The following is a 23549-nucleotide window of genomic DNA, read 5'->3' on the forward strand; positions in this document are numbered from 1 at the left end:
CAGCCTAGGAGACGAGTCAGTGGCCGCGACGGTCGACCCGGCCCGCGGAGAGACCGGCCGAGCGGGACCGACGACGTTGCGCGAGAGCACGGGCGGCCTCGGGCTCGCGACGTGCGAAGCCGATGACCAGTCCGAGCGCCACGAGGGTCGGCACGAGGGAGGAGCCGCCGTACGAGATGAGCGGCAGCGGGATGCCGATGACGGGCATCAGCGCGAGCACCATGCCGACGTTGATGATCATCTGACCGAGCAGCCACACCACGATCCCGAAGGTGGCGTAGCGGACGAACGGCTGCTGGGTGTCGCGGGCCACCCGCAGGGCCGCGTAGGCGATGGTCAGGAAGAGGACGATGACGAGCAGCGTGCCGACCAGTCCGAGCTCCTCGCCCAGCACCGCGAAGATGAAGTCGGTGTGCGCCTCCGGCAGGTCGCCCCACTTCTGCTGGCTGGCGCCGATGCCCTGACCGAACCAGCCGCCGCTGGAGAGCGCGTAGAGGCCGTGCCCGGCCTGCCACCCGCTGTTGTGGAAGTCCTTGAAGGGGTCGGCGAAGTTGGTGATCCGCGACAGCCGCTCACTGCTGGTGGAGGCGAGGTAGATGGCCCCGACGCTGACCAGGGAGATGCACAGCACGAAGAACCGGGCCGGCGCACCCACCACCCAGAGCATGCCGAGCAGGATCGCGAAGAGGACCAGCGCCGTGCCGAGGTCACGACCCACGACGACCAGGCCGGTGGCCAGCAACAGGCCCGGCACCACCGGCATCATCACCTGGTGCAGGTTGCCCAGCCGACGGTCCTTGTTGGCGTAGACGTGCGCCGCCCACAGGATCAGGGCCAGCTTGGCGATCTCGGAGGGCTGGATCACGATCGGGCCGAGCGCGAGCCAGTTGGTGTTGCCGTTGATCTCCTTCCCGAACAGGGCGGTCAGCAGCAGCAGGCCCAGCGAGACGAAGTACCCCGGCCAGGCGAACCTGCGGATCCACTGCGGGGAGAGCCGGCTCGCGATCCAGGCGCTCGGAACGCCGAGGACGACCCACATCAGCTGCCGCTTCACCACGGCGTACGAGTCACCGTCGCTGACCTTGAACGAGTAGACGCTCGAGGCGCTGAGCACCATGATCAGGCCGAGGGTGAGCAGCAGGGCCGAGGCGCCGAGCAGCAGGTAGTAGGCCGTCAACGGCCGGTCCAGGGCCTCGCGCAGGGAGGCGAGGTGCCCGGAGCCGCGACGGGCGCGCGGTGCGGGGTCCGCAGTGGGGTCCGCGGTGGGGTCTGCGGCGGGGTCGACCTGACCCGGCGTCATCGTGGCGATGGCCGCACCCTTCCCGTCGGACGCCGCACCCACGGACGTCAGTGGCTTGAGCCGCCCGCCCGTGCCCGGACGGCCGCGGCGAATGCATCGCCTCGCTCGGCATAGTTGGTGAACATGTCCATGGACGCGCATCCGGGAGCCAGCAGCACCGTGTCTCCCGAGCGAGCCAACGAGGCTGCGGCTTCCACGACTCGTGTCATGGCACCGTGCCCACCACCTGTTGCGGCTCCAGTCTCGCGTTCGTCGACCACGATGACGGGCACATCGGGCGCGTGTCGCGTCAACGCCTCGGCGATGACGTCACGGTCGCGGCCCAGCAGCACCACGCCCCGCAACCGGTCCCGGGCCGCGGCCACCAGGTCCTCGAAGCGGGCACCCTTGGCCAGGCCGCCGGCCACCCACACGACGGAGTCGTAGGCCAGCAGCGACGACTGGGCGGCGTGCGGGTTGGTGGCCTTGGAGTCGTCGACCCACGTCACCCCGTCCACGGTCGCGACCGTGGCGATCCGGTGGCCGTCGGGTGCGAACCCGCGCAGGCCGTCGCGGACCGCCGCCTGGGAGACACCGTGGGCGCGCGCCAGCGCGGCTGCCGCCAGTGCGTTCTGGACGTTGTGCGGCGCGGCTCCCCCGGCGCCGTGCGTGGCCAGGTCTGCCAGGGTGCAGAGCTCCGCGGCGCTGGAGCCTCGCTCCTCGATGAAGGCCCGGTCCACCAGGATGTCCTCGACGACCCCGAGCATGCCGACGCCGGGCATGCCCAGGGTGAAGCCGATCGCCCGAGCGCCCTCCAGGACGTCGGCCTCGCGGACCAGCCGCTCGGTCTCGGGGTCGGCGACGTTGTAGACGCAGGCGCGTTGGACGCGCTCGTAGATCCGCCCCTTGTCGGCGGCGTAGTCGGCGAAGGAGGAGTACCAGTCCAGGTGGTCCTCGGCGACGTTCAGGACGGCGGCGGACTCGGCGCTCATCGAGTCGGTGTAGTGGAGCTGGAAGCTGGAGAGCTCGACGGCGAACACGTCGTACGGCTCCGGGTCCATCACCGCCTCGACGATGGGCAGCCCGACGTTGCCGACCGCGACGCTACGCAGACCGGCCGCCTTCAGGATCGCGTAGAGCATCTGGACGGTGGTCGTCTTGCCGTTCGTGCCGGTCACGCACAGCCAGGGCGTGTGGTGGTTCGGGTCGCGCAGACGCCAGGCGAGCTCGACCTCGCCCCAGATCGGTACGCCGCGCTCGCGGGCCTGCGCGAGCAGCGGCGAGGACGGCTTCCACCCCGGTGAGGTGACCAGGACGTCGACGTCGTCGGGCAGCAGCGCGGTCTGGCCCGCACCGAGACGCACCGTGGCGCCGAGCACCTCGAGGAGTTCGGCCTTCTCGGCCTTCTCGTCGCTGGTGGTCTCGTCGAGCGCCACCACGCTGGCCCCGAGGTGGTTGAGGTTGTCGGCGGCGGCGAAGCCGGAGACGCCGAAGCCGGCGACGACCGCACGCACCCCGTCCCAGGAGTCGTGCCGCCCCAGGTCGAGGGGGTTCAACTGCCTGCCACCCACTCGGCGTAGAAGACTCCCAGCCCGGCGGCCACGCAGAGACCGGTGATGATCCAGAACCGGATCACGACCGTGACCTGCTCCCAGCCGATCATCTCGAAGTGGTGGTGCAACGGGGTCATCCGGAAGATCCGCTTGCCCGTCCCGGTGAGGCGTCTGGTGGTCTTGAACCAGCTCACCTGCACCATCACCGACAAGGTGACGGCCACGAACAGCCCGCCCAGAATCACCAGCAGCAGCTCGGTGCGGGTCAGGATCGCCAGGCCCGCCAGCGCGGCGCCCAGCGAGAGGGAGCCGGTGTCACCCATGAAGATCGCGGCGGGTGAGGCGTTCCACCACAGGAACCCGAAGCAAGCGCCGGTGATGGCGGCGGCCACCACCGCGAGGTCGAGCGGGTCCCGGACCTCGTAGCAGGTGCCGCTGGGCGAGATCCGGCACGACTGGTTGTTCTGCCAGATGTTGACCAGCGTGTACGCCGCGAAGACCATCGCCGAGGCGCCGACAGCCAGGCCGTCCAGCCCGTCGGTCAGGTTCACCGCGTTGCTGGTCGCGGTGATCATCAGCCAGATCAGGATGATCACGACCACGGTGGGCAGCAGGAAGCTGTCGAAGTCGCGGATGAACGACAGGTGCCTCGAGGCCGGTGTCTTGCCCCGGTCGTCGGCCAGCGCCGGCGAGAGCGCCAGGATGCCGAAGACGACACCGACGATCGTCTGACCGACCATCTTGGCCTTGCTGCGCAGCCCCAGGCTGCGCTGCTTGACGATCTTGATGAAGTCGTCGACGAAGCCGACGAGGCCCATCCCGACGAAGAGGAAGAGCAGCAGCAGTGCCGAGGCAGACGGCGGCGACTGGGTGATGATCTTGGCGGTGAAGTAACCCACGACGGTGGCGGAGATGACGACGACGCCGCCCATCGTCGGCGTACCGCGTTTGGTGTGGTGCGTGGTCGGGCCGTCGTCGCGGATCTCCTGGCCGTAGCCCCAGTTGGTGAACATCCGGATCGCGACGCGCGTCCCCAGCAGGGAGATCAGCAGCGCGAGGCCACCACCGAGCAGTACCGCTCTCATCTCGTGGTCACCTCCCCTTTCGTCGGATCGTCCGTCGTTCCCTGTGGTGCGTCGTCGCCGAGCAGTGCGGCGACGACCACCTCGAGTGCAGCGCCCCTCGATGCCTTGACCAGCACGACGTCGGACGCCGCGACATTCTCCCGCAGCCAGGCCCGGGTCTCGTCGTGCCCCGCCGTGACGTGCGCCTCACCTGTCCAGCCGGACACCGAGCTGGCACCCTCGGCGATGCCGTGGGCCGGGGCGCCGACGGCCACCAGGACGTCGACGCCCGCCTCGGCCGCCAGCCGCCCGACAGCCCGGTGCGCGTCGGCGGCACCGTCGCCCAGCTCACGCATCTCCCCCAGGATCGCGACCGTACGCCGGGAGCGCCGCGAACCGATCGCGATCAGCGTGTCCACGGCAGCCGCCATCGACTCGGGGTTGGCGTTGTAGGCGTCGTTGATCACCAGCAACCCGTCGGAGCGCTCCGAGATCTCGGTGCGCATCCGGGAGGCGGAGCTCGCTGCGCTCAGACCGTCGGCCACCTGGTCGAGCCTCAGCCCGACGGCGAGCGCCATCGCGGCGGCCGCGGTGGCGTTCACCACCTGGTGGGCTCCCGACTGGGTCAGCCGCACCGGCCGCCACTCGCCGTGGTGACCGAGCTCGAACGTGGCCCGCCCGAGGTCGTCGAGCACCACGTCGCGCCAGGTGACGTCCCCGGTCAGGCCGAAGGTCAGGGGGGTGGCCACCGTGCGGGCGTCCATCACGCCGGTCATCTCGTCGTCGGCGTTGAGCACCGCGGTGCCCTCGGCCGGCAGGGCCTCGACGATCTCGCCCTTGGCCACCGCGATCGCCTCGCGGCTGCCGAACTCGCCGACGTGCGCGGTGCCGACGTTCAGCACGGCCGCGACGTCCGGGGGCGCGATCTCGCACAGGTATCCGATGTGCCCGATCCCGCGGGCGCCCATCTCCACCACCAGGTAGCGGGTGGAGGCGTCGGCGCGCAGCACGGTCAGCGGCACGCCGAGCTCGTTGTTCAGGTTGCCGGCCGTCGCGACGGTCGGGCCGTCGGTGGCGAGCACCTGGGCGAGGAAGTCCTTGGTCCCGGTCTTGCCCTGCGAGCCGGTGAGGGCCAGCACGGTGGGCCGCACGGTGTCCCGGACGTGGCGGGCCAACCGGCCGAGCGCGACGACCGGGTCGGTGACGATGACGCAGGGAGCACCGGTGGGCCGGCTGCCGAGCACGGCCGCGGCTCCGTCGCGGTGGGCTGCCTCGGCGTACGCGTGGCCGTCGGTGTGCTCGCCCACGACGGCGACGAAGAGCCCCCCGGGCACCACGGACCGGCTGTCCAGGAAGGCCTCACCACTCACCACAAGTGACGGGTCACCGTCGACCCGGCCGTCCACGACGGCCGCGATCTCGGCCAGCGTCATCGCGATCACGGGCTCACCCGTCGCGGCCCGGCGCGACCCGCGAGCAGCGCCCGCAGCACCTCGCGATCGTCGAAGGGGTGCACCACGCCGTTGATCTCCTGACCGGTCTCGTGGCCCTTGCCGGCCACCACCACGATGTCTCCGGGCCGGGCCCGGTCCAGGGCTGCCGCGATCGCGGCCCTCCGGTCGCCGATCTCCAGCACGTCCGCTTCCCCGGCGCCGACGCCCGAGAGCACGGCCGCCCGGATCTGCGCCGGGTCCTCCGAACGCGGGTTGTCGTCGGTCACCACGAGCACGTCGGCCAGACGAGCCGCGATCTCGCCCATCAGCGGGCGCTTGCCGGGATCCCGGTCGCCGCCGGCGCCGAGCACCACGATCACCTGGCCCGACGTCAGCGGGCGCAGCGTGCGGATCGCCGCCTCGACCGCGTCGGGCTTGTGGGCGTAGTCGACGACGACCACGAACTCCTGCCCGGCGTCGACCGGCTCGAGCCGGCCGGGCACTCCCCCGCCGAGCATGATGCCGCTGGCGACGCGGCCGACGTCGAAGCCGACCTCGCCGCACGCGGCGATGGCGGCCAGCGCGTTGGCGACGTTGAAGTCGCCGGGAATCGGTACGCCGGCCTCCACGGCGATGCCGTCGGGGCCGAGCACGGTGAAGGTGGACCGCCCGGCCTCCAGCTCGACCTCGACGGCCTGCCAGTCGGCGTCCCGACCGGTCAGCGAGAAGGTCCGCATCGCGATGGTGGCCTCGGCCAGCAGGCGACGGCCGTGCTCGTCGTCCACGTTGACCAGGCCGCGCCGGGCCCGCTCGGGAGTGAACAGCGAGGCCTTGGCCTGGAAGTAGTCCTCGAGGTCGACGTGGAAGTCGAGGTGGTCACGACCCAGGTTCGTGAAGACGGCCAGGTCGAAGACGACGCCGTCGACCCGCCCCATCACCAGTGCGTGGCTGGAGACCTCCATGGCACAGGAGACGACCCCGCGCTCGCGCATCATCGCGAACAGACCGTGCAGGTCGGGTGCCTCCGGCGTGGTCAACGAGGTCGGCAGGTCCTGACCGGCCACCCGGGTGCCGACCGTCCCGATCACCGCGGTCGGCACCCCCGCGCGCTGCAGGCCGCTCTCGATCAGCCGAGTGGTCGTGGTCTTGCCCTGGGTTCCGGTGACGCCGATCATCCGCAGCCCGCCGGCCGGCTCGCCGTACATGTGGGCGGCCAGGCGTCCCAGCACCGCGCGTGGCCGCTCGACCACGAGCAACGGCGGCAGGCTTCCACCAGCGGCACGGGCCCGTTCGGCGCCGTCGGGGTCGGTCAGGATCGCGACGGCGCCCGCCTCGGCGGCGGCGGCGGCGAACTCGATGCCGTGCACCCGCGCTCCTGGCAGGGCTGCGTAGAGATCTCCCGGTGCGATCCGCTGCGAACTGAGGGAGAGGCCGGTGAGCTCCACCTCCTCGGCGCCCCCGAGATCACCGCGGACCTCGGTGGTCGCGTCGAGCGCGCGCAGCCAGCCGACGAGGTCACCGAACGGCGTTCGCACGGGTCGCCGGGGGCGCGTCGCTGCCAGGAGGTCGTCGCTCACCACGCCGCGAGGTTACCGGTCGCGGACCTCACCACGTGACGGGCAGTCGTGAGGGCCGGGTACCGGTGGGTGGTACGGCGTAGCGGCGCAGCGTGTAGCTCATGATCTTGCTGAACGCCGGGCCGGCGACCGAGCCGCCGCCGCCGCCGTTGCGCGGGTTCTGCACGACCACGTAGATCGTGAAGCGCGGGTCGTCCGCGGGCGCGAACCCGGCGAAGGAGACGGTGAAGGTGCCGTCGTAGCAGCGGCACTCCGAGCCCACCCGCTGGGCGGTGCCCGTCTTGCCGGCCACTCGGTAGCCCGGGACGGCTGCGCGCGGGGCGACGCCGGCCTCGGGGTCCACGACCCGTTCCATCATCCGCGCGGTGCCCCGGGCTGCCTTCACGCTGACCACCCGGCGGGTGGTGGCGGTGTCGGTGCCGACGGTCTGGCCGTCGTCGGTGGTGGCGGTGCCACGGATCAGGCTCGGGGCGACGCGGACGCCGTCGTTGGCGAGGGTGTTGACGGCAGCCGCCATCTGCACGGCATTGACCGACAGCGACTGACCGAAGGCGATGCGGTCCTGGGTCTGGCTGGTCCAGACGCTGGGGTCGGGCAGGATGCCCTGGGTCTCGCCGCGGACCCCGATGTCGGTGCGCTGGCCCAGGCCGAACCGGGTCAGGTAGCTGCGGAACTGCCCGCGCTCGAACTTGTCGGCGGCGAGCACGGTGCCGATGTTGGAGGACTTCGCGATGACGCCAGCGAGGGTGAGCCGGATCAGGTCGTGCGGGAACCAGTCCTTGATCGACCGGTCCTGCCGGGACAGCCGCCCGGGCACCGTGAGCCGCGTGCGCGGGGTGACCTTGCCGGCGTCGATCAGGCCGGCGGCGGTCAGCACCTTGCCGACCGAGCCGGGCTCGTAGACGTCGCTCATCGCGCGCGAACCCAGGTCGGCCTCCGGCGACTCCAGCGGCGCGTTGGCGTCGAACGTCGGGTGGTCGGCCAGCGCGAGGATCTCACCGGTGCGGGTGTCCATCACGATCGCGATCCCGGAGTCGCCGCGGGAGTCCTCGACGGTCTGGCGCAGCACCCGCTGGGCGTACCACTGCAGGTCCTGGTCGAGGGTGGTCTGCAGGTCGACACCGTCAACCGCCCGGACGATGGTGCTGTCCCCCAGGGGGATCCGGTTGCCGCCGCCGATCTCGTAGCGGGCCGACCCGTCCTTGCCGGCCAGCTGCGCGTCGAAGGTGCGCTCGAGACCGCCGAGCGGCTCGTCAGTGCCCATGAAGCCGATCACGTTGGCCGCCACGTCGCCGGCCGGATAGTCCCGGATCGGGTCGCGGCGCATGCCGATGCCCTTGAACCCGGCGTCCGCGGCTGCGGTCACGACGTCCGTGGCCAGGGTCGAGGGCACCCGGCGAGCGATGTACTGGAAGCGGCTGTCCGGCGTGCGCAGGCGACGCAGCGTCGTGAAGTAGTCGACGTCGAGCTTGCGGGAGAGGAACTTCGCGAGCGCCGGCGCCTGGTCGCGGGTCATGTACGGGTCGGCGACGACCATCCGGCCGTCGACGGAGCCGGCCAGGGGCTCGCCGTTGCGGTCGAGGATGTCCCCCCGCTCGGCAGGGAGCTCCACCTCCACCATGCCATCGGCGGCCGCCATCGCGGCGTACGAGTTGGGGTCGATGCCCTGGAGCTGGACCAGGCGCGCACCGAAGACCGAGAGCACCATCGCGATGACGATGAAGCCGACCCTCAGCCGCAGGTGCGGTGAGCCGCGCAGACTGCCGCGCGGACCGGTCCGGCCGCGGCCCGCCGGGCGGGGCGCGCGCCGGCCGCTGCGCGAGGAGGGGGAAGTGGGACGCACGGGGTCTCCGGTCTCAGCGGCGGTTCTGGTGGGGCTGCTGGGTCTTCTGTGACGTGGAGCCATTCCTACCGTTTCCACGGCCCTCGCGGCCCGAGGACGCGCCAGAGCCACCTGAGGAACCGGCGGTGGTCGGGGGGTCGACGTAGACCGGAGGCGGGTTCAGGCTCGCCGGCATCGGCGGCGCCTTCGGGTCCAGGCGCAGCGCCTGGTCGCGGGTCGCGGGGACCGCTTCACCGAGAACCTGACCGGTGGCGAGGTCCAGGAAGGCCGGGGTGGGGGCGGTGACCATGCCCATCCGCTGGGCCTGACGAGCCACCCGCTGGGGGTCCCGCAGGACGTCGAGCTCCATCTGCAGCGTCTGCTGACGTGCGGTGAGCGTCGCAGCCTGCTGCTCCAGCGAGGTGGCCGCGAACGACGCCTGCTGCATCGACGTGTTGAACAGCAGCAGCCCCACGACGCCACCGAGCAGCACCAGCGACACCAGGGTCACGAACGGCACCCGGGCCGCCCGGACCCGGCGCCTCGGCACCACGGTGAGCCGAGCACGCTCGACGGCCGCCTCGGCGACGCGTGGCATGCGTGAGCGGAACTGATAGGCAGGACTGCTCATCGGGCGACTCCTCGTGCTGTGGTGCGGCGGGGGTGGACTCGTTCGATGGCGCGCAACCGGACCGAGGCTGCACGCGGGTTCTCGTCGATCTCGGCGGCGTTGGCCTTCTCCGCTCCGCGGGTGACCAGGCGCAGCTCGGGCTCGGACCCTTCCGGGACGAAGGGAAGGTCGTGCGGGACGGTGCTCGCGGTGACGGCGGTGAACGCCTGCTTGACCATCCGGTCCTCCAGGGAGTGGTAGGACTCGACGACGACCCGGCCGCCGACGCCGATCGCGTCGATCGCCGCCGGGATCGCGCGGCGCAGGACCGCCAGCTCGTCGTTGACCTCCATCCGCAGCGCCTGGAAGGTGCGCTTGGCCGGGTGCCCGCCGGTACGTCGAGCCGGCGCCGGGATCTCGGCGTACAGCAGCTCGACCAGGCGGCCGGAGCGGCTGAACGGCTCGACCTCGCGGGCCCGGACGATGGCGCCGGCGATCTTCTTGGCGAACTTCTCCTCGCCGTAGTCGCGCAGGACGCGCATCAGCTCGCGGGCGTCGTAGGTGTTGAGCACGTCGGCGGCGGTCGGCCCGGTGGTGGAGTCCATCCGCATGTCCAGCGGCGCGTCCTCGGCGTAGGCGAAACCACGCTCGCGCTCGTCGAGCTGCATGGAGGAGACCCCGAGGTCGAAGAGGACCGCGTCCACGGAGTCGAGCCCGAGATCGGCGAGGACCTGGGGCAGCTCGTCGTAGACCGCGTGCACGCCGGTGAAGCGCTCCCCGAACGGCGCCAGCCGCTCGCCGGCCAGCCGCAGCGCGTCGGTGTCCCGGTCGACCCCGATCACCCGAGCCCCGGGCACCCGGCTCAGCACGGCCTCGGAGTGACCCCCCAGCCCCAACGTGCAGTCCACCAGGACGGCTCCGTCACGGGTGAGGGCAGGTTCGAGAAGAGAAACGACCCGGTCGAGAAGGACCGGGACGTGGCGGGGGCTGCTCATGGTCGTGGCCTACCGACCCAGACTGGAGAGGAGGAGGAAGAGGACCGCGAGACCGAGGGACGTCGCGGCGGAGAAGGCCATCACCGCGAACGCGTCCTGCGCCTGGTGACGGACCCGGCGTACCGGTGCCACTGGTGTGATGCTCATGGTCTCGACCCCGCTCGGAGCGCTGCGTGTGTGTGACGGTGTGGGTGGTGATGCATCCGCCGGACCAGGTCCCTGCCCGCTCCCCATGTGGGAAGTTCGTTCTCTGGAGCCGGGGAAGTTGCCCCAGATGACGATCAGGGAGCGGGCTCGAGACCTCGTCCTGCGGATGCCTGTTCAGTTGTGGAGCTGGCCGGGGCTCACACCCCGGGGAAGACCTCTTCGCTGAGCTCGGAGAACTTCGTCTCCTGCTCCGCGGAGTACTGCGCCCAGCGAGCCGGGTCCCAGATCTCGATGCGGTTCATCACCCCGATCACCACCACGTCCCGTTCGAGCGAGGCGTACTCGCGCAACATCGGCGTGATCGTGATCCGGCCCTGCTTGTCAGGCATTTCCTCCGAGGCTCCGGCGAAGAGGAACCGCGTGTAGTCGCGGGCCCCCTTGACCGTCACCGGTGCTTCCTGGGCGCGGCGGGTGAGGTCCATGAAGTCGGCCATCGGCCACACCGTCAGACAGAACTCCTGCCCTCTGGTCACCACGAGCCCTTCCGTCAGCTGGTCCCTGAACTTCGCCGGGAGGAACAGCCGGCCCTTGTCATCGAGCTTGGGGGTGTAGGTGCCCATGAAGAACATCGAGCACCTCCAGTTCCCAGATCCTCCACTGCGCACCACTTTACTCCACTTCCCTCCACCGTCAACCACATTGCGCGTGTTGCGGGACCGTTCTGAGCGGGAGACGAGCGCGGGTCGGGGCAGGACCGGTCCGGCCGCGACACGCCGTGGAGAGGTCAAGGCACGTCGCTTCCAGGCGGGAATCGGGCTCCCGGGGCGCTCGGCGGGGGCTTCGCCGAAGCAGTCGTGGAGGAAAGTGGAGGAAAAGGTGGAGCGGAGTGGAGGAAAGCAACCCGAACGGCGGCCGAGGCGTCACAGAGAGGTCCGCACCGAGGCGCGGGCGCGTATCTTTCCGACACCACCTACGGTGGTGACCATCGACGCCGAGGGGTCGCACGGGCGACCCCAGGGGCATGCGCAGCACAGAGAGAAGGACCGGTCGTGGGCGATCCGCGGGCAGCAACTGCCGACCTCGAGACCCTGAGCCGGGTGGTGGCTCGCGTGCGGGCCAACATCGAGCGCGTGATCGAGGGCAAGCCCGACGTCGTCTCCTCGGCGCTCGTGGTGCTGCTGGCCGAGGGCCACCTGCTCATCGAGGACGTCCCGGGTGTCGGGAAGACCATGCTGAGCAAGGCGCTGGCCCGCAGCATCGACTCGACGGTCCGCCGGATCCAGTTCACCCCGGACCTGCTGCCCTCGGACGTCACCGGTGTCTCGATCTTCAACCAGAACACCCGCGAGTTCGAGTTCCGCCCCGGCGGCATCTTCGCCAACATCGTGGTGGGCGACGAGATCAACCGGGCCTCCCCCAAGACCCAGTCGGCACTGCTGGAGTGCATGGAGGAGCGGCAGGTGACGGTCGACACGACGACCTACCAGCTCGACTCGCCCTTCATGGTGATCGCCACCCAGAACCCGATCGAGATGGAGGGCACCTACGCCCTGCCCGAGGCGCAGCGGGACCGGTTCATGGCGAGGGTGTCCATGGGCTACCCCGTCGAGGCCGCCGAGATCGCGATGTTGAACGCGCACACCTCGCACTCCCCTCTCGACGACCTGGACGCGGTGACCGATGCCGCCGAGGTGCGCAAGCTGACCCGGATCGTCGGGCAGGTCCACGTCTCCGACGCCGTCCAGCGCTACGCCGTCGCCCTGGCCACCGCCACCCGCCGTTCCGACGAGCTGACCCTGGGCGCTTCGCCGCGAGCCACGCTCCACCTCGTGCGTGCCGCCAAGGCCTTGGCGGCGATCCAGGGGCGCGATTTCGTGCTCCCCGACGACCTGACCCGGTTGACCCGGCCGGTCCTCGCCCACCGGCTGCTGCCCAGCGTCGAGGCCGCGATGAGCGGGCGCTCGACGACCGCCATCCTGGAGAGCATCGTCGCCGGCGTGCCCGTCCCCGAGGGGACCCGTGCGTGAGGCCCTCGCCGGTCTGACCGTCCGCGGACGGGCGTTCCTCGCCGCCGGCGTGACCGCCATCGTCTGCGCCGTGATCCTCGGGCAGCCGGCGCTGACCCGAGTCGGGGTCCTGATCGCGGTCCTCCCCCTGCTGACCGCACTCGTGATCGGCCGCAGTCGCTACCGCCTCGCCCTGGTCCGTACGGTCACGCCCCAGCTCGTCGCCGCCGGCCAGCAGGCCCGGGTCAGCCTGACCCTGACCAACGAGGGGCGCACGCCCAGCGGCGTACTCCTGCTCGAGGACCAGGTGCCCTACGTCCTCGGCACCCGGCCCCGGTTCGTACTCGAGGGCATCGGCACCGGATGGCGGCGCCACGTCACCTACCCGGTCCGCTCGGACGTGCGCGGCCGCTTCGAGATCGGCCCGATGGCCGTCCGGGTCAGCGACCCCTTCGGCCTGGTCGAGCTCGGCCGCACGTTCCGGACGACGGCGTCGCTGACCGTCACCCCCCGCACCGTCCCGCTGCCCGCGATCCCGCTGGGCGGCGCCTGGACCGGGTCGGGTGACAACCGGCCGCGCGCCTTCGCCACCGGCAGCGCGGAGGACGTCACCGTGCGCGACTACCGCCGCGGCGACGACCTGCGGCGCGTGCACTGGCGCAGCTCCGCCCGGGTCGGCGAACTGATGGTGCGCCGCGAAGAGCAGCCCTGGCAGTCACGGGCCACGCTCTTCCTGGACAACCGGTTGCGCTCCCACCGAGGTCAGGGGCTGGCCTCGTCGCTGGAGGCCGCCGTGTCGGCCGCTGCGTCGATCGCGGTGCACCTGTGCCACCGCGGCTTCACCGTTCGGCTGGTCACGGCCGCCGGCGAGGACCCCGCCAGCGCCTGGCACCTGCGCGACTCCGATCTCAACACCGCCCCCCTGCTGGAGGCACTGGCCGTGGTCACGACCGTCCAACAGCCGCGGCTCGCCACCGGCTGGCTCGCCGAGGGCGCGCACGGCGGGCTCACCGTCGCCGTCTTCGGCAGCATCGAGTCGATGGACACGGCGCTGCTGCGTCGGATGCAGCACCAGGCCGGCTCCGCGCTGGCCGTGGCCCTCGACGTGGACGCCTGGGTCGGGAAGCCCGGAGCCGGGGACGGCACGGCGGGGCTGACCCAGCAGGGCTGGCGGGCCGTGTCGCTGGGTCCCCACGACCGGCTCGACGCGGTCTGGCAGGAGCTGGGGCGCTCGTCGGCGCGCACCGGCGCCGTCGGCGAACCGCCCCGGGTGGCGCGATGAGGGGTCGCGACCTGAGCAGTCAGCTGGCGCTTGCGCTGACCGCCGCGGCAACGACCTGGGTCGCCCTGCTCTCGTGGAGCGGCTTCACGGCGCAGCCCGGACGCTTCCTCGGCCCGCTCCTCCTGCTCGGCCTGGTCCTCGCCGGTCTGGGTGCCGTGCTGCGATCCTCGCGGGTGCCGGGGTGGGCAGTCGTACCGCTGCAGCTCCTGGCGGCGGGGGCGAGCGCCAGCTTCCTGCTCAGCGGCTCTCCGGTCCCGGCCGGCCCGGCCGGCGAACGCCTCGTCGAGACGCTCTCGGATGCCTGGGCCACCGCGGGCGAGTACGCCGCTCCGGTGCCCGCCTCGGTCCCCGGAGTGCACCCGCTGCTGATCCTGGGCGGGCTGGTCCTGCTGCTCCTGGTGGACCTGCTCGCCTGCACCCTGCGTCGAGCGCCGGTGGCCGGCCTGGTCCTGCTGGCGATCTACGCCATTCCGGTCGGTGCGGTGGGCGGCGGCGTCTCGTGGTGGGTCTTCGTCGCCACGGCGGCCGGGTTCCTGACCCTGCTGTTCCTGCAGGAGAGCGAGCAGGTCGGACGCTGGGGACGCCCCCTCGGCACCGACGCCGGCGAGGTCGATCCTGCGGGGTTCGGCGTCCGCACCGGCGCGATCCGTGGCAGTGCGGGCGGGATCGGGGCGGTGGCGATCGCACTCGCGGTGGCGCTCCCGCTCTTCATCCCGACCCTGCAGCTGCAGGTCTTCGACTTCGGTCGGGGGCCGGGAGGCGGCTCGAACATCACCATCGTCAACCCGATGACGGATCTGCGCCGCGACCTCACCCGGCCACGGGACGTCCCGCTGCTGCAGGTCAGGACCGACGACCCGGACCCGACGTACCTGCGCATCTCGGTGCTGAACCGCTTCTCGTCGAACGAGTGGAGCTCGGGAGACCGGAACGTCCCGCCCGACCAGGTCGCCGACGGCCGGATGCCTCCGATGGTCGGGGTGGCCTCGGGGGTCAATCGGACGAACCACGACTACGAGGTCCGGGTGGGCACCAACTTCGCCTCGTCGTGGCTGCCGACCCAGGCGCCGGTCAGCCGGGTGCGCGCGCCCGGGGACTGGCGCTACGACTCCTCGACCATGGACTTCATCGCCTACGAGCGAGGTCTGAGCACCGCGGGCCTGAGCTACGAGATGACCGCGACCAAGCTGGACATCCAGGCCGCCGACCTGGCCCGGGCCACCTCGTCGAGCGGTCTCGTCGACCGGTTGTTCACCGAGCTGCCCCCGGGTCTGCCGACCTCGGTGCGCAACATCGCGAACTCCGTCACTCGCGACGCTCCCACCCGCTTCGAGAAGGCGGTGGCGCTGCAGAACTGGTTCCGTCGCACCGGTGGTTTCACCTACGACACCGACGTGGCCGCCGGCAACGGCACCGACGAGCTGGTGGCGTTCCTGTCCGACACCCCGACCGGACGCACCGGCTACTGCGAGCAGTTCGCCTCGGCGTACGCCGTCCTGGCGCGGGTGCTGGGCATCCCGGCCCGCGTCGCTGTCGGCTTCCTCGAGCCCAGGAGCGTGGGACCGAGGACCTGGGAGTTCAGCGCTCACGACCTGCACGCGTGGCCCGAGCTCTTCTTCCCGGGCGCCGGCTGGGTCCGCTTCGAGCCGACGCCGTCGGGGCGCGCGAGCAGCGTGCCGCAGTACACCACCCAGGAGGTGCCGGCGTTCAACCCGACGGCGCAGCCCTCGACCGCGCAGCCGAGCGACCAGCTCCCGGATCGGGGCGAGAGCGGCGGACCGAGCCTGAGGCCCGATGAGGCGGGGCAGGGCGGATCGGGTGAGGCCGGGTTCCCGTGGCCGTGGGTGCTCGGTGTGCTGGGGGCAGTCGTCGGCATCGGCCTGCTGCTCCTGGTGCCCCGGGTTGTGCGCCGGGCACGTCGCGGCCGGCGACTCGACGCCGGTCCGGAGGCTGCCTGGCGGGAGCTCGCGGAGACCGTGACCGACCTCGGGATCCCGTGGCCTGCGGGACGCTCGCCGCGTCAGACGCGCCACCACCTGGTGGAGTTCTTCGGCGCTCCTGCGGATGGCCGTCGCCCGGAGCGACCAGCGCACGGTCCGGGGCTCGCCCCCGACGCCGTCCTGGCACTGGACCGCATCGTCGACCGGATCGAACGTGGTCGCTACTCCCGTGCGGGCGACGACGGCTGCTCGGTGCGCGCAGACCTCGAGGCCTGTCTGGCCGCGCTGGAGGCCGGTGCTTCCCGAGCCGCCGTGCGCCGGGCCCACTGGTGGCCACGATCAGTGGTGAGCAGGAGGTCGCGACAGGTGCGCGATGTCGACGCCGAGGTGTCACCGACCCGCGACGGTGGCGTGGTCGACCACGTCGGGTGAGCCCCCGGGCGTGGCCGGAGGCGATGCGTCAGAAGCCGCCGTTGCCTTCGCGGCGGTGGCGCCAGCGCTCTTCGAGGCGCTCCATGAACGACGTGTCGGACGACTGCCGGCGCTGGCGCCGACCGCGACCGGACTTGCCCCCCTCGATCAGGGTGAAGCCGTGGGAGGGGTGGTCGGCGGTGCGGGGGTCGCTGGCGGGGCTGACCCGCTGGGTGCGCAGGGAACTGACCCCGATCGTGGCCGAGGCCAGCATGATCACGAAGCCGAGGATGCCGACGAACCACCACTCGGTGATCGCCCCGGTCATCAGGACCACGACGCCCACGGTGAACGCGGCCACCGCCAGGAGTGCACGACGGCGGGCCGAACGGCGCATGGTGGTGCCGCGCAGGGCCGAGGCGAGCTTGGGATCCTCCTCGACGAGCGCGCGCTCCATCTGCTCGAGCAGTCGGAGCTCCTCTTCGGAGAGCGGCACCGTTCCTCCACTGGATCACGACCCGGGCCGGCTGTCGGGGCCTGGCGTTTCCTCAAGTCTAGGCAGCGGCTGCTGATCTCGGTAGGCGGGTTCGGAAATTGGTGGTGAGTTGTTGATCGGACCCGTCAGCCCAGGAGACTCGCCGGACGTACGGCGGCCGCCCCGAACCTCGACGTGGCCCGGTCCACGGCTCGATCCGCCTCGGACCAGCCCCGCTCCCGCTCCCCCAGGACCAGTTGGCGTTGGACCGTCCCGCGCTCCACGAGCCCCTCGACCCGGACCCCGACCAGACGGAGCCGGGCACGCTGGAGCCCGAGGGCGTCGTACAGGCGGGTGGCGGTGCGGTAGATCTCCTGGGTGACGTCCGTGGCCTCGGGCAGTGTCCGAGAACGCGTGATCGTGGTGAAGTCGGCGAACCGCACCCGGATCGTCACGGTCCGGCCCGCCACCCCCGCCACTCGCATCCGGGTGGCCACCCGGGCCGAGAGACGCAGCAGCTCACGCACGATCACCTCACGGTCGTCGGTGTCGCGACCGAAGGTCTCGTCGGCCCCCATCGACCGGTCGGGCTCGTCGTCACCCCGGCGTGGGGTGATCGTCCGCCGGTCACCGCCCCAGGCCAGCTCGTGCAGGCTGCTGCCCAGGCCGGCCCCGACGGCACGTTGGAGCGTGCGCAGCGGGGTGTGGGCGACGTCGCCGACCGTGACCAGGCCCAGCCGGTGCAGCATCGCCCTGGTCTTCTCCCCCACCCCCCACAGCTCTCCGACGTCGAGGGGGTGCAGGAAGGAGGTGATCGCGTCGGGCGGCACCATCACCACCCCGTCGGGCTTGGCCCGGCGGCTGGCCAGCTTGGCCACCGAGACCGAGGCAGCCAGTCCGACCGAGCAGGTGATGGCCTGTTCGTCGTGGATGGTGGCCCGCAGCTGTTCGGCGATCTCCCGAGGCGATCCGAGCCGGCGCGTGGAGCCGCGAACGTCGAGGAAGGCCTCGTCCAGCGAGACCACCTCCACCAGGGGCGTGATCCGCCGGAAGTTCTCCATCACCGAGGAGGAGACCCGGCTGAAGAGCTCGAAGTCGGGCGCCAGCACGACGGCCCCGGGGCACAGCCGGCGGGCACGGGTCATCGGCATCGCGGAGTGCACCCCGGACCGGCGAGCGAGGTAGTTGGCCGACAGGACCACGCCCCGGTGCCCCCCGCCGACGATCACCGGGTCGTCCCGCAGATCGGGGCGCTCCCGGGTGGCCACGGAGGCGTAGAACGCATCCATGTCGACGTGCAGGATCGGGCAGGCGTACGACGGGTCGCTCATCGGCGTCCCCCGCCGGGGTCAGTGCGCGAGCAGGTGGAGCTGGGTCGCGAGGGGGAGGTACTCCGGACGCTCGGAGACGGCGTGCTCCAGCTCGACCAGCGCTGCCGTGGCGCCGGGCTCGAGGTCGAGCAGGGAGCTGGGCACCAGGTCGGCGAAGACCCGGACCCCGTGCACGGCAGTGACCTCGAAGCCGGCCGCGTCCAGCAACCCGGTGATCTCGTCGTGGGTGAACCGGCGACCGGCGCGACCGGCGGGCGCGCTGTCGTCGAGCAGCGCCAGGGCCTGCGGGAAGTGCCCGGCCATGGCGCGGGCGACGACTGCGGCGTGGCGCTGGGCGAGCAGCAGGCTGAGCGTGCCGCCGGGACGCAGCACCGTGCGGATCGTGGCGAGAGCAGCCGCGGCGTCGTCGACGACCTCGAGCACGCCGTGGCAGAGCACCACGTCGGCACTGTCGGGCCCGGTGACCTCCAGCAGGCTGGAGAGGTCGCCCTGCTCCCCGGCGACCTCGACCCCGAGCTCACGGGCCCGCCGGGCCAGGGAGGCGAGGGCATCCGGGCTGGGGTCGACGACCGAGACCCGGTGCCCCTGCTCGGCGACACGCACTGCGAAACCACCGGTGCCGCCCCCGATGTCCAGCACGTCGAGGGCCGAGTCGGGCGCTGCTGCCAGCACCGGTCGCAGCGCCTCCCAGACCACTGCGGTGCGAGCGGCGCCACGCCGTTCGCTGGGACGCTCGCTGGGTCGCTCGAGAGGCAGATCCGTGGCCGGGTCGCTGGCTGGCATGTGCCACACCCTAGTGCGATCATCCGGGACTCCCCGGACTGCGGTGCCAGAGCTTGCGGTCCACCAGGTGGTGACCGTCCCTGGTCGACACACCGGCGGGCTTGATGTCGGCGTAGGGCGAGACCTTGAACCCGCTGGAGTGCACCAGCACCCGGCGCTCGCCCGGCGACTCGAAGCCTTCCGGTTGCACGGCCATCGTCGCCCGGACCGCCGCGAGGCCCTCGGCAGCCGTCGGCGACGAGCGCCACAGCGCGAAGAGCTCGGGCAGCTCCCAGCACCCGGTGGCCCGCAGGGAGACCCCGCGTCGGCCCGTCCGGCGCAGCTCCCCCCGGACGAGGAGCAGCCACGAGTGGAAGACCGTCGCCGCATAGGGCCCTTGGGCATCCTCGAAGAAGGTGGCGTCGACCGGGCCGGTGGCGTCGTCCAGGGTCAGGAAGACGACCCGGCGCCCCGACCTGATCGGGGGCGTCTGGGTCGCCACCTTGACCCCGGCCACCAGCACCTCGGACCGGCTGCGCTGCGACAGCAGGTCCCGGCTGCGGACCACCCCCAGACCGTCGAGGAAGGTGGCGTAGGAGTCCATGACGTGGCGGGTGGCGTCGAGGCCGAGGATCTCCAGCTCGGCCCGGAGCTGCTCCTCGTCGGTGAGCTCGGGCAGCCCGCTGACCTGCCCCTCCCCCGGCTGGTCACCCAGGTCGAGGGTGAGCTGCACCGAGTCCACCTCACGGGGCTCGGCGGTGGCCCGGGACTGGGCCGCCGCCTTCGCCCAGACCCCCTGGTCGGCGAACGGGTGCCGCTCCAGGGCCGGGGCGGCGTCTCGCTCCCGGGCGTCGGAGCTGTTGCGGGCGGCAGCGTCGGCGGCCCGCAACCGGGCAGCGTTCGGGGCGCTGCCCGCGGGACGCCGCCCGGACAGCCCACGTCCTCGACCGGCACGCTCCACCGCCCGCGAGTGCCGATCGAGCTCGGCCACCTGGAGCAGCAGGTCCCGCCGAGTGATCACCCCGCGTCGACGGACGCCCGCACTCGACCGGCCCTGGCCGATGGCGTAGACCGAGTCGAACCCTCCGGCCAGGACCAGACGCTCGACGGTCGGACGGGAGACCGCGGCACGCTGCCAGAAGTCGGTGAGCGAGTGGTACGGCCGGGCGGCCACAATCCGGGCGACCTCGGCACCGCTGATCCCCTTGACCTCGTCGAGCGCCAGCCGGATGCCGTAGCCGTCGTCACCGACCTTCTCCACGACGTAGGCCTGCTGGCTGGCGTTGACGTCGAGGCCGAGGATCACGATGCCGAGCCGTCGCGCGTCGTCGAGGATTAGGCGCTTGGGATACATCCCCGGGTCATGGGTGAGCACGCCGGAGAGGAAGTGGGCCGGCCAGTGCGCCTTGAGCCAGGCCGACTGGTAGGTCGGGAGGGCGAACGCCGCCGCGTGTGCCTTGCAGAACCCGAACGACGCGAAGGCCTCGAGCACCTTCCAGATCCCCTCGACCACGTGCACGGGGTAGCCGTGGCCGAGCGCCCGCGGGAAGAACCACAGCCGGGTCCGGGCCATCGACTCGGCGTCCCCGAGGGCGCGTCGCTTCTCGTCGGCCTCGGCGTAGGAGATCCGGGTGAAGCGGGCGATGATCTCGATCACCTGCTCGTGGAAGACCACGACGCCCTGGGTCTGCTGCAGGATCGGGCGCAGGTCCTCGTGGAGGTAGCTCGGAGACTTCCAGCCCTGCTTGGCGTTCAGGTACGGGGTGATCATGTCGCTCTTGACCGGCCCGGGCCGGAACAGCGAGATGTCGGTGATGATGTCCTCGAAGCTCTCGATCCCCGACTTGCCGACGAGCTCGCGCTGGCCGGGTGACTCGATCTGGAAGACCCCCAACGTCTTGGCCGAGGAGATCATCGCGAAGGTCGTCTCGTCGTCGAAGGAGATCTGCTCCTCGTCGTCGAGGTCGATCTCCGTCTCGTCGACGCGACGGATCTCGGTGACGGCGTGCGCCATCGCCGACTGCATCCGGATGCCCAGCACGTCGAGCTTGAGCAGGCCGAGGTCCTCGACGTCGTCCTTGTCGAACTGGCTCATCGGGAAGCCGGCGTAGCTGGCCTCGACCGGGGTCCGGTCGAGCAGGGTCGCGTCGGAGAGCAGGACGCCGCAGGGATGGACCGCGATGTGACGAGGCAGTCCGTCGAGGCGTTCCACCAGGTCGAACATCAGGTCCAGACGGGGCTCGGAGAGGCCGCCGGCGCGCAGCTCCGGCAGGTCGCGCATCGCACTGCGGGCGTCGCGGGCCCGGATGTGCGGGAAGGCCTTCGCGATCGCATCGATCTCCCCCGGCGGCATGCCGAGCGCAGCACCGACGTCCCGCACGGCGTGGCGGACCCGGTAGGTGTCCATCATCGAGACACACACGCAGCGCTCGCCGCCGTAGGTGTCGAGGATCGCCTCGTAGATCTCGAGGCGCCGGGCGGACTCGACGTCGATGTCGATGTCGGGCAGGGCCTGGCGCAACGGGGAGAGGAACCGCTCCATCAGCAGCCCGTGCCGGATCGGGTCGACCCCGGAGACCCCGAGCAGGTAGTTGACCAGGCTGCCGGCCCCGGAGCCACGGGCAGCGCTGCGCACCCCCATCTCCCGGATCAGGTCGGTGACGTCGCCGACGGTGAGGAAGTACGACGCGTAGCCCAGCCGACCGATCACCTCGAGCTCGTCGTCGAGCCGCTTCCAGATGCGCTGGCGGGGGGCGGAGCCGTACCGGTGGCCGATCGCTCCCTCGCACCGGGCCCGCAGCAGGGCGTCGGCCGAGGCCGAGGCCTCCGACGGACCGCGGCGGGTCAGGTCGAACTCGGGGAAGTGCACCTCGCCCAGACCGAGGTCCGCGCGCGGGTCGAGCGCGCACCGGTCGGCCACGAGACGGGTCCGGGCCAGGAGGTGGCGGGCCTCGCCGACCGGGTCGCTGCCGAGGCCGGCCATCCGACAGATCTCCTCGGCCACCTCCTGCATCTGCTTGCCCGACTTGAGGAACCCCTCGGCGTTGCCCCGGTCGACATGGCGCAGGTCCAGCGGCACCAGCCGGCGGGCCGCGTCGAGGACGTCGACGGTCGGCGCGTCGCGGCGGTCGACGTACCGGACGGCGTTGCTGAGCACGACGCCCAGACCGGCCTGCCGGGCCACCCCGGCCATCCGAGCGGCGTGGGCGGACGTGCCCGGACCCCATCCGCCCCCACCCCCGGCAGGCGCCGCGGGCAGTCGGTGCGAGACGAGCTCGACGACGAGGTTGCTGGCGGGCACCAGCTCGCGCCACGGCGCCAGCGCGGCGTGGGCCAGGTCGTCACGACGTCGGGTCGCCGCCAGTCCGAGCTCCGAGGAGGGACCGAGCAGGACGACGAGGTCGCCGGTGCCGAGCGGCTCGGCCAGGTGCTCGACGAGCTGCTCGAGGTCCAGGACGGGAGCACCGCGCTCACCGGCCAGGTGGACCCCCGAGACCAGGCGACAGATCGCCGCCCACCCGGCCCGTCCGCCGGCGGCCAGGAAGGTCGCCCGGGGCAGCCGGGCGTCGCGGAAGGCACCCCCGCGCACCGGGGTGCGCCCCGCCCCCGGCCGGACCGGTCCTCCGACCTCGAGACCTTTCAGGGTGGGCCGGTAGGCGAGGTCGACCCCCAGCACCGGGCGGATCCCGGCCGAGAGGCACTCCTTGGCGAACTTCACCGCGCCGTAGGTGCCGTCCCGGTCGGTCAGCGCGAGGGTGTCCATCTCCAGGTCGACCGCCCGCTCCACCAGGGCACGGGGGTGCGAGGCGCCGTACTGCAGGGAGTACCCCGAGGCGACGTGCAGGTGGACGAAAGGGTCAGGCATGTCAGCTCCTCGCCACGACTGACGTCAGGCCACGCCGGCGCGGTGGCCGGCGGCCACCACCCGCATCTGCACGGGCGCGTGCGGCACCAGCCCCAGGGACTGTTCGACCAGGGCCAGGAAGCGATCGGCGTCGCGGACCAGGTCGTCGGCCTCCCGCTCGGTCGCCGCCCGGGGCGACCCGGCCTCCGCCGCGGCCCGCTTGCCGGCACCGGCAGCGAAGAACTGTGCCCACTCGGCCAGCTCGGGAGCGACCTCGGCGAGCAGCACCCAGGCGTTCTTCTGTTGGCGTCGGCGCGCCGGGGCGGGGTGCGCCCGGGCAGCCAGCAGGGCGGCCGCCGCACGGAGGGCAGCGACGTGGGCGCAGGCGTACCTCGTGGGCACCTCGGTCGCCCCGATCGCCTCGCTCAAGGACTCCGCCGCCCGCTGGAGGTAGGAGTGGGTGGTGGCCGGCAGGGCATAGGGATTCAGGCTCATCATCGACACCTCAGTCCACACACCCGACGAGCTGCCAGTGCCCGTCGGACCAGTCGAAGGAGAGGTCGAAGACCCCGACCCCGTCCGCTCCGGTGGGCCCGAGACCACGACCGGCCTCGACGCGCCACATCTCCCGCTCGGCGACCAGGTCGAGGCCACCGACCGGCAGGGCCTCGGCCGCCGACTCACCGGGAGCCGCCTCCTCGGAGCCGATCACCGCCCGGACCCCGGCGGACTGCCACCACGGCGTCGTCTCCACCCAGTGCGCGAGCACGGCCCGCACCTTCCACAACCGCCCGCGCCACAGGAACTGCTCCGGGCCCTCCTGGCCCGTCACCCAGCCCTTGCGCACGTCCACAGGGTCGTCGTACCGCCTCATCGTCGTCCTCTCCAGCGCCACTCGACCCCTGCGACCGACCCCACGGGTGCTGCTCGAGCCACCCCACGAGGGGCGGCCGCACCCGGCGGGGACGGGGGTCGAGGTCGCCCCCGCCGAGTGCTTGTTCGAACACCTGTTCGAACA

The 23549-nt window shown here is 72.0% G+C and carries 19 protein-coding genes; 3 read left to right on the plus strand and 16 right to left on the minus strand.

What is annotated here, in order from left to right; all coding sequences use genetic code 11:
• Positions 1–16: 16 nt before the first annotated feature.
• The 10 genes from ftsW to mraZ all read right to left on the minus strand — a co-directional run bounded on the left by ftsW (position 17) and on the right by mraZ (position 11109).
• On the minus strand, positions 17–1342 hold the full coding sequence (ftsW, locus tag ABZE72_RS01695; protein WP_372727280.1) for a putative lipid II flippase FtsW: 1326 nt from the start codon (positions 1340–1342) through the stop codon (positions 17–19).
• A gap of 5 nt (positions 1343–1347) precedes the next feature.
• On the minus strand, positions 1348–2835 hold the full coding sequence (gene murD, locus ABZE72_RS01700) for a UDP-N-acetylmuramoyl-L-alanine--D-glutamate ligase (RefSeq protein ID WP_372727281.1): 1488 nt from the start codon (positions 2833–2835) through the stop codon (positions 1348–1350).
• Positions 2832–3917, minus strand: a complete 1086-nt coding sequence (mraY, locus tag ABZE72_RS01705) for a phospho-N-acetylmuramoyl-pentapeptide-transferase (protein WP_372727282.1) — start codon at positions 3915–3917, stop codon at positions 2832–2834. The genes murD and mraY overlap by 4 nt, the downstream gene beginning before the upstream one ends.
• Complete coding sequence (gene murF, locus ABZE72_RS01710; RefSeq protein ID WP_372727298.1) at positions 3914–5329, minus strand: UDP-N-acetylmuramoyl-tripeptide--D-alanyl-D-alanine ligase; 1416 nt, start codon at positions 5327–5329, stop codon at positions 3914–3916. Before murF ends, mraY begins: the two co-directional genes overlap by 4 nt.
• A gap of 5 nt (positions 5330–5334) precedes the next feature.
• Positions 5335–6909, minus strand: coding sequence for a UDP-N-acetylmuramoyl-L-alanyl-D-glutamate--2,6-diaminopimelate ligase (locus ABZE72_RS01715; protein ID WP_372727283.1), 1575 nt, complete (start codon positions 6907–6909; stop codon positions 5335–5337).
• A 25-nt stretch (positions 6910–6934) separates the two neighbouring features.
• A complete protein-coding gene (locus ABZE72_RS01720) occupies positions 6935–8749 on the minus strand; it encodes a peptidoglycan D,D-transpeptidase FtsI family protein (RefSeq protein ID WP_372727284.1) in 1815 nt (604 codons plus the stop codon).
• A gap of 13 nt (positions 8750–8762) precedes the next feature.
• Positions 8763–9359, minus strand: coding sequence for a hypothetical protein (locus ABZE72_RS01725; RefSeq protein WP_372727285.1), 597 nt, complete (start codon positions 9357–9359; stop codon positions 8763–8765).
• A complete protein-coding gene (gene rsmH / locus ABZE72_RS01730) occupies positions 9356–10333 on the minus strand; it encodes a 16S rRNA (cytosine(1402)-N(4))-methyltransferase RsmH (RefSeq protein ID WP_372727286.1) in 978 nt (325 codons plus the stop codon). The genes ABZE72_RS01725 and rsmH overlap by 4 nt, the downstream gene beginning before the upstream one ends.
• Positions 10334–10342: 9 nt before the next feature.
• The gene (locus tag ABZE72_RS01735; protein WP_372727287.1) at positions 10343–10480 is read right to left on the minus strand and encodes a hypothetical protein; all 138 of its coding nucleotides are present in this window, start codon (positions 10478–10480) and stop codon (positions 10343–10345) included.
• Between the two features lie 197 nt (positions 10481–10677).
• Positions 10678–11109 carry a division/cell wall cluster transcriptional repressor MraZ gene (gene mraZ / locus ABZE72_RS01740; protein ID WP_372727288.1) on the minus strand — a complete coding sequence of 144 codons (432 nt, stop codon included), beginning with the start codon at positions 11107–11109 and terminating at the stop codon, positions 10678–10680.
• Positions 11110–11529: 420 nt separating this feature from the next.
• Here mraZ and ABZE72_RS01745 point away from each other — a divergent pair, with 420 nt between their 5' ends.
• From ABZE72_RS01745 to ABZE72_RS01755, 3 genes are read left to right on the plus strand one after another with little or no spacing between them, the layout of a single operon-like run.
• Positions 11530–12507: an AAA family ATPase gene (locus tag ABZE72_RS01745; protein WP_372727289.1), complete on the plus strand. Its 978-nt coding sequence runs from the start codon at positions 11530–11532 to the stop codon at positions 12505–12507.
• Positions 12500–13768 carry a DUF58 domain-containing protein gene (locus ABZE72_RS01750; RefSeq protein ID WP_372727290.1) on the plus strand — a complete coding sequence of 423 codons (1269 nt, stop codon included), beginning with the start codon at positions 12500–12502 and terminating at the stop codon, positions 13766–13768. The genes ABZE72_RS01745 and ABZE72_RS01750 overlap by 8 nt, the downstream gene beginning before the upstream one ends.
• Positions 13765–16140, plus strand: coding sequence for a transglutaminaseTgpA domain-containing protein (locus ABZE72_RS01755; protein WP_372727291.1), 2376 nt, complete (start codon positions 13765–13767; stop codon positions 16138–16140). The genes ABZE72_RS01750 and ABZE72_RS01755 overlap by 4 nt, the downstream gene beginning before the upstream one ends.
• Positions 16141–16168: 28 nt before the next feature.
• Here ABZE72_RS01755 and ABZE72_RS01760 read toward each other — a convergent pair whose 3' ends face one another.
• The 6 genes from ABZE72_RS01760 to ABZE72_RS01785 all read right to left on the minus strand — a co-directional run.
• Positions 16169–16615, minus strand: a complete 447-nt coding sequence (locus ABZE72_RS01760; protein ID WP_372727292.1) for a DUF3040 domain-containing protein — start codon at positions 16613–16615, stop codon at positions 16169–16171.
• Between the two features lie 125 nt (positions 16616–16740).
• Positions 16741–17925, minus strand: a complete 1185-nt coding sequence (gene dinB / locus ABZE72_RS01765; RefSeq protein ID WP_372727293.1) for a DNA polymerase IV — start codon at positions 17923–17925, stop codon at positions 16741–16743.
• An 18-nt stretch (positions 17926–17943) separates the two neighbouring features.
• Positions 17944–18708 carry a methyltransferase domain-containing protein gene (locus tag ABZE72_RS01770; RefSeq protein WP_372727294.1) on the minus strand — a complete coding sequence of 255 codons (765 nt, stop codon included), beginning with the start codon at positions 18706–18708 and terminating at the stop codon, positions 17944–17946.
• A gap of 19 nt (positions 18709–18727) precedes the next feature.
• The gene (locus ABZE72_RS01775; protein ID WP_372727295.1) at positions 18728–22552 is read right to left on the minus strand and encodes a DNA polymerase III subunit alpha; all 3825 of its coding nucleotides are present in this window, start codon (positions 22550–22552) and stop codon (positions 18728–18730) included.
• A gap of 24 nt (positions 22553–22576) precedes the next feature.
• Entirely contained in the window at positions 22577–23026 is a 450-nt protein-coding gene (locus ABZE72_RS01780) for an SAV_6107 family HEPN domain-containing protein (RefSeq protein WP_372727296.1), read from the minus strand.
• A 10-nt stretch (positions 23027–23036) separates the two neighbouring features.
• A partial coding sequence (locus ABZE72_RS01785; protein ID WP_372727297.1) for a DUF6504 family protein occupies positions 23037–23549 on the minus strand: 513 nt, incomplete at its 5' end.

This window comes from Nocardioides sp. (assembly GCF_041600255.1).
Lineage (GTDB): Bacteria > Actinomycetota > Actinomycetes > Propionibacteriales > Nocardioidaceae > Nocardioides.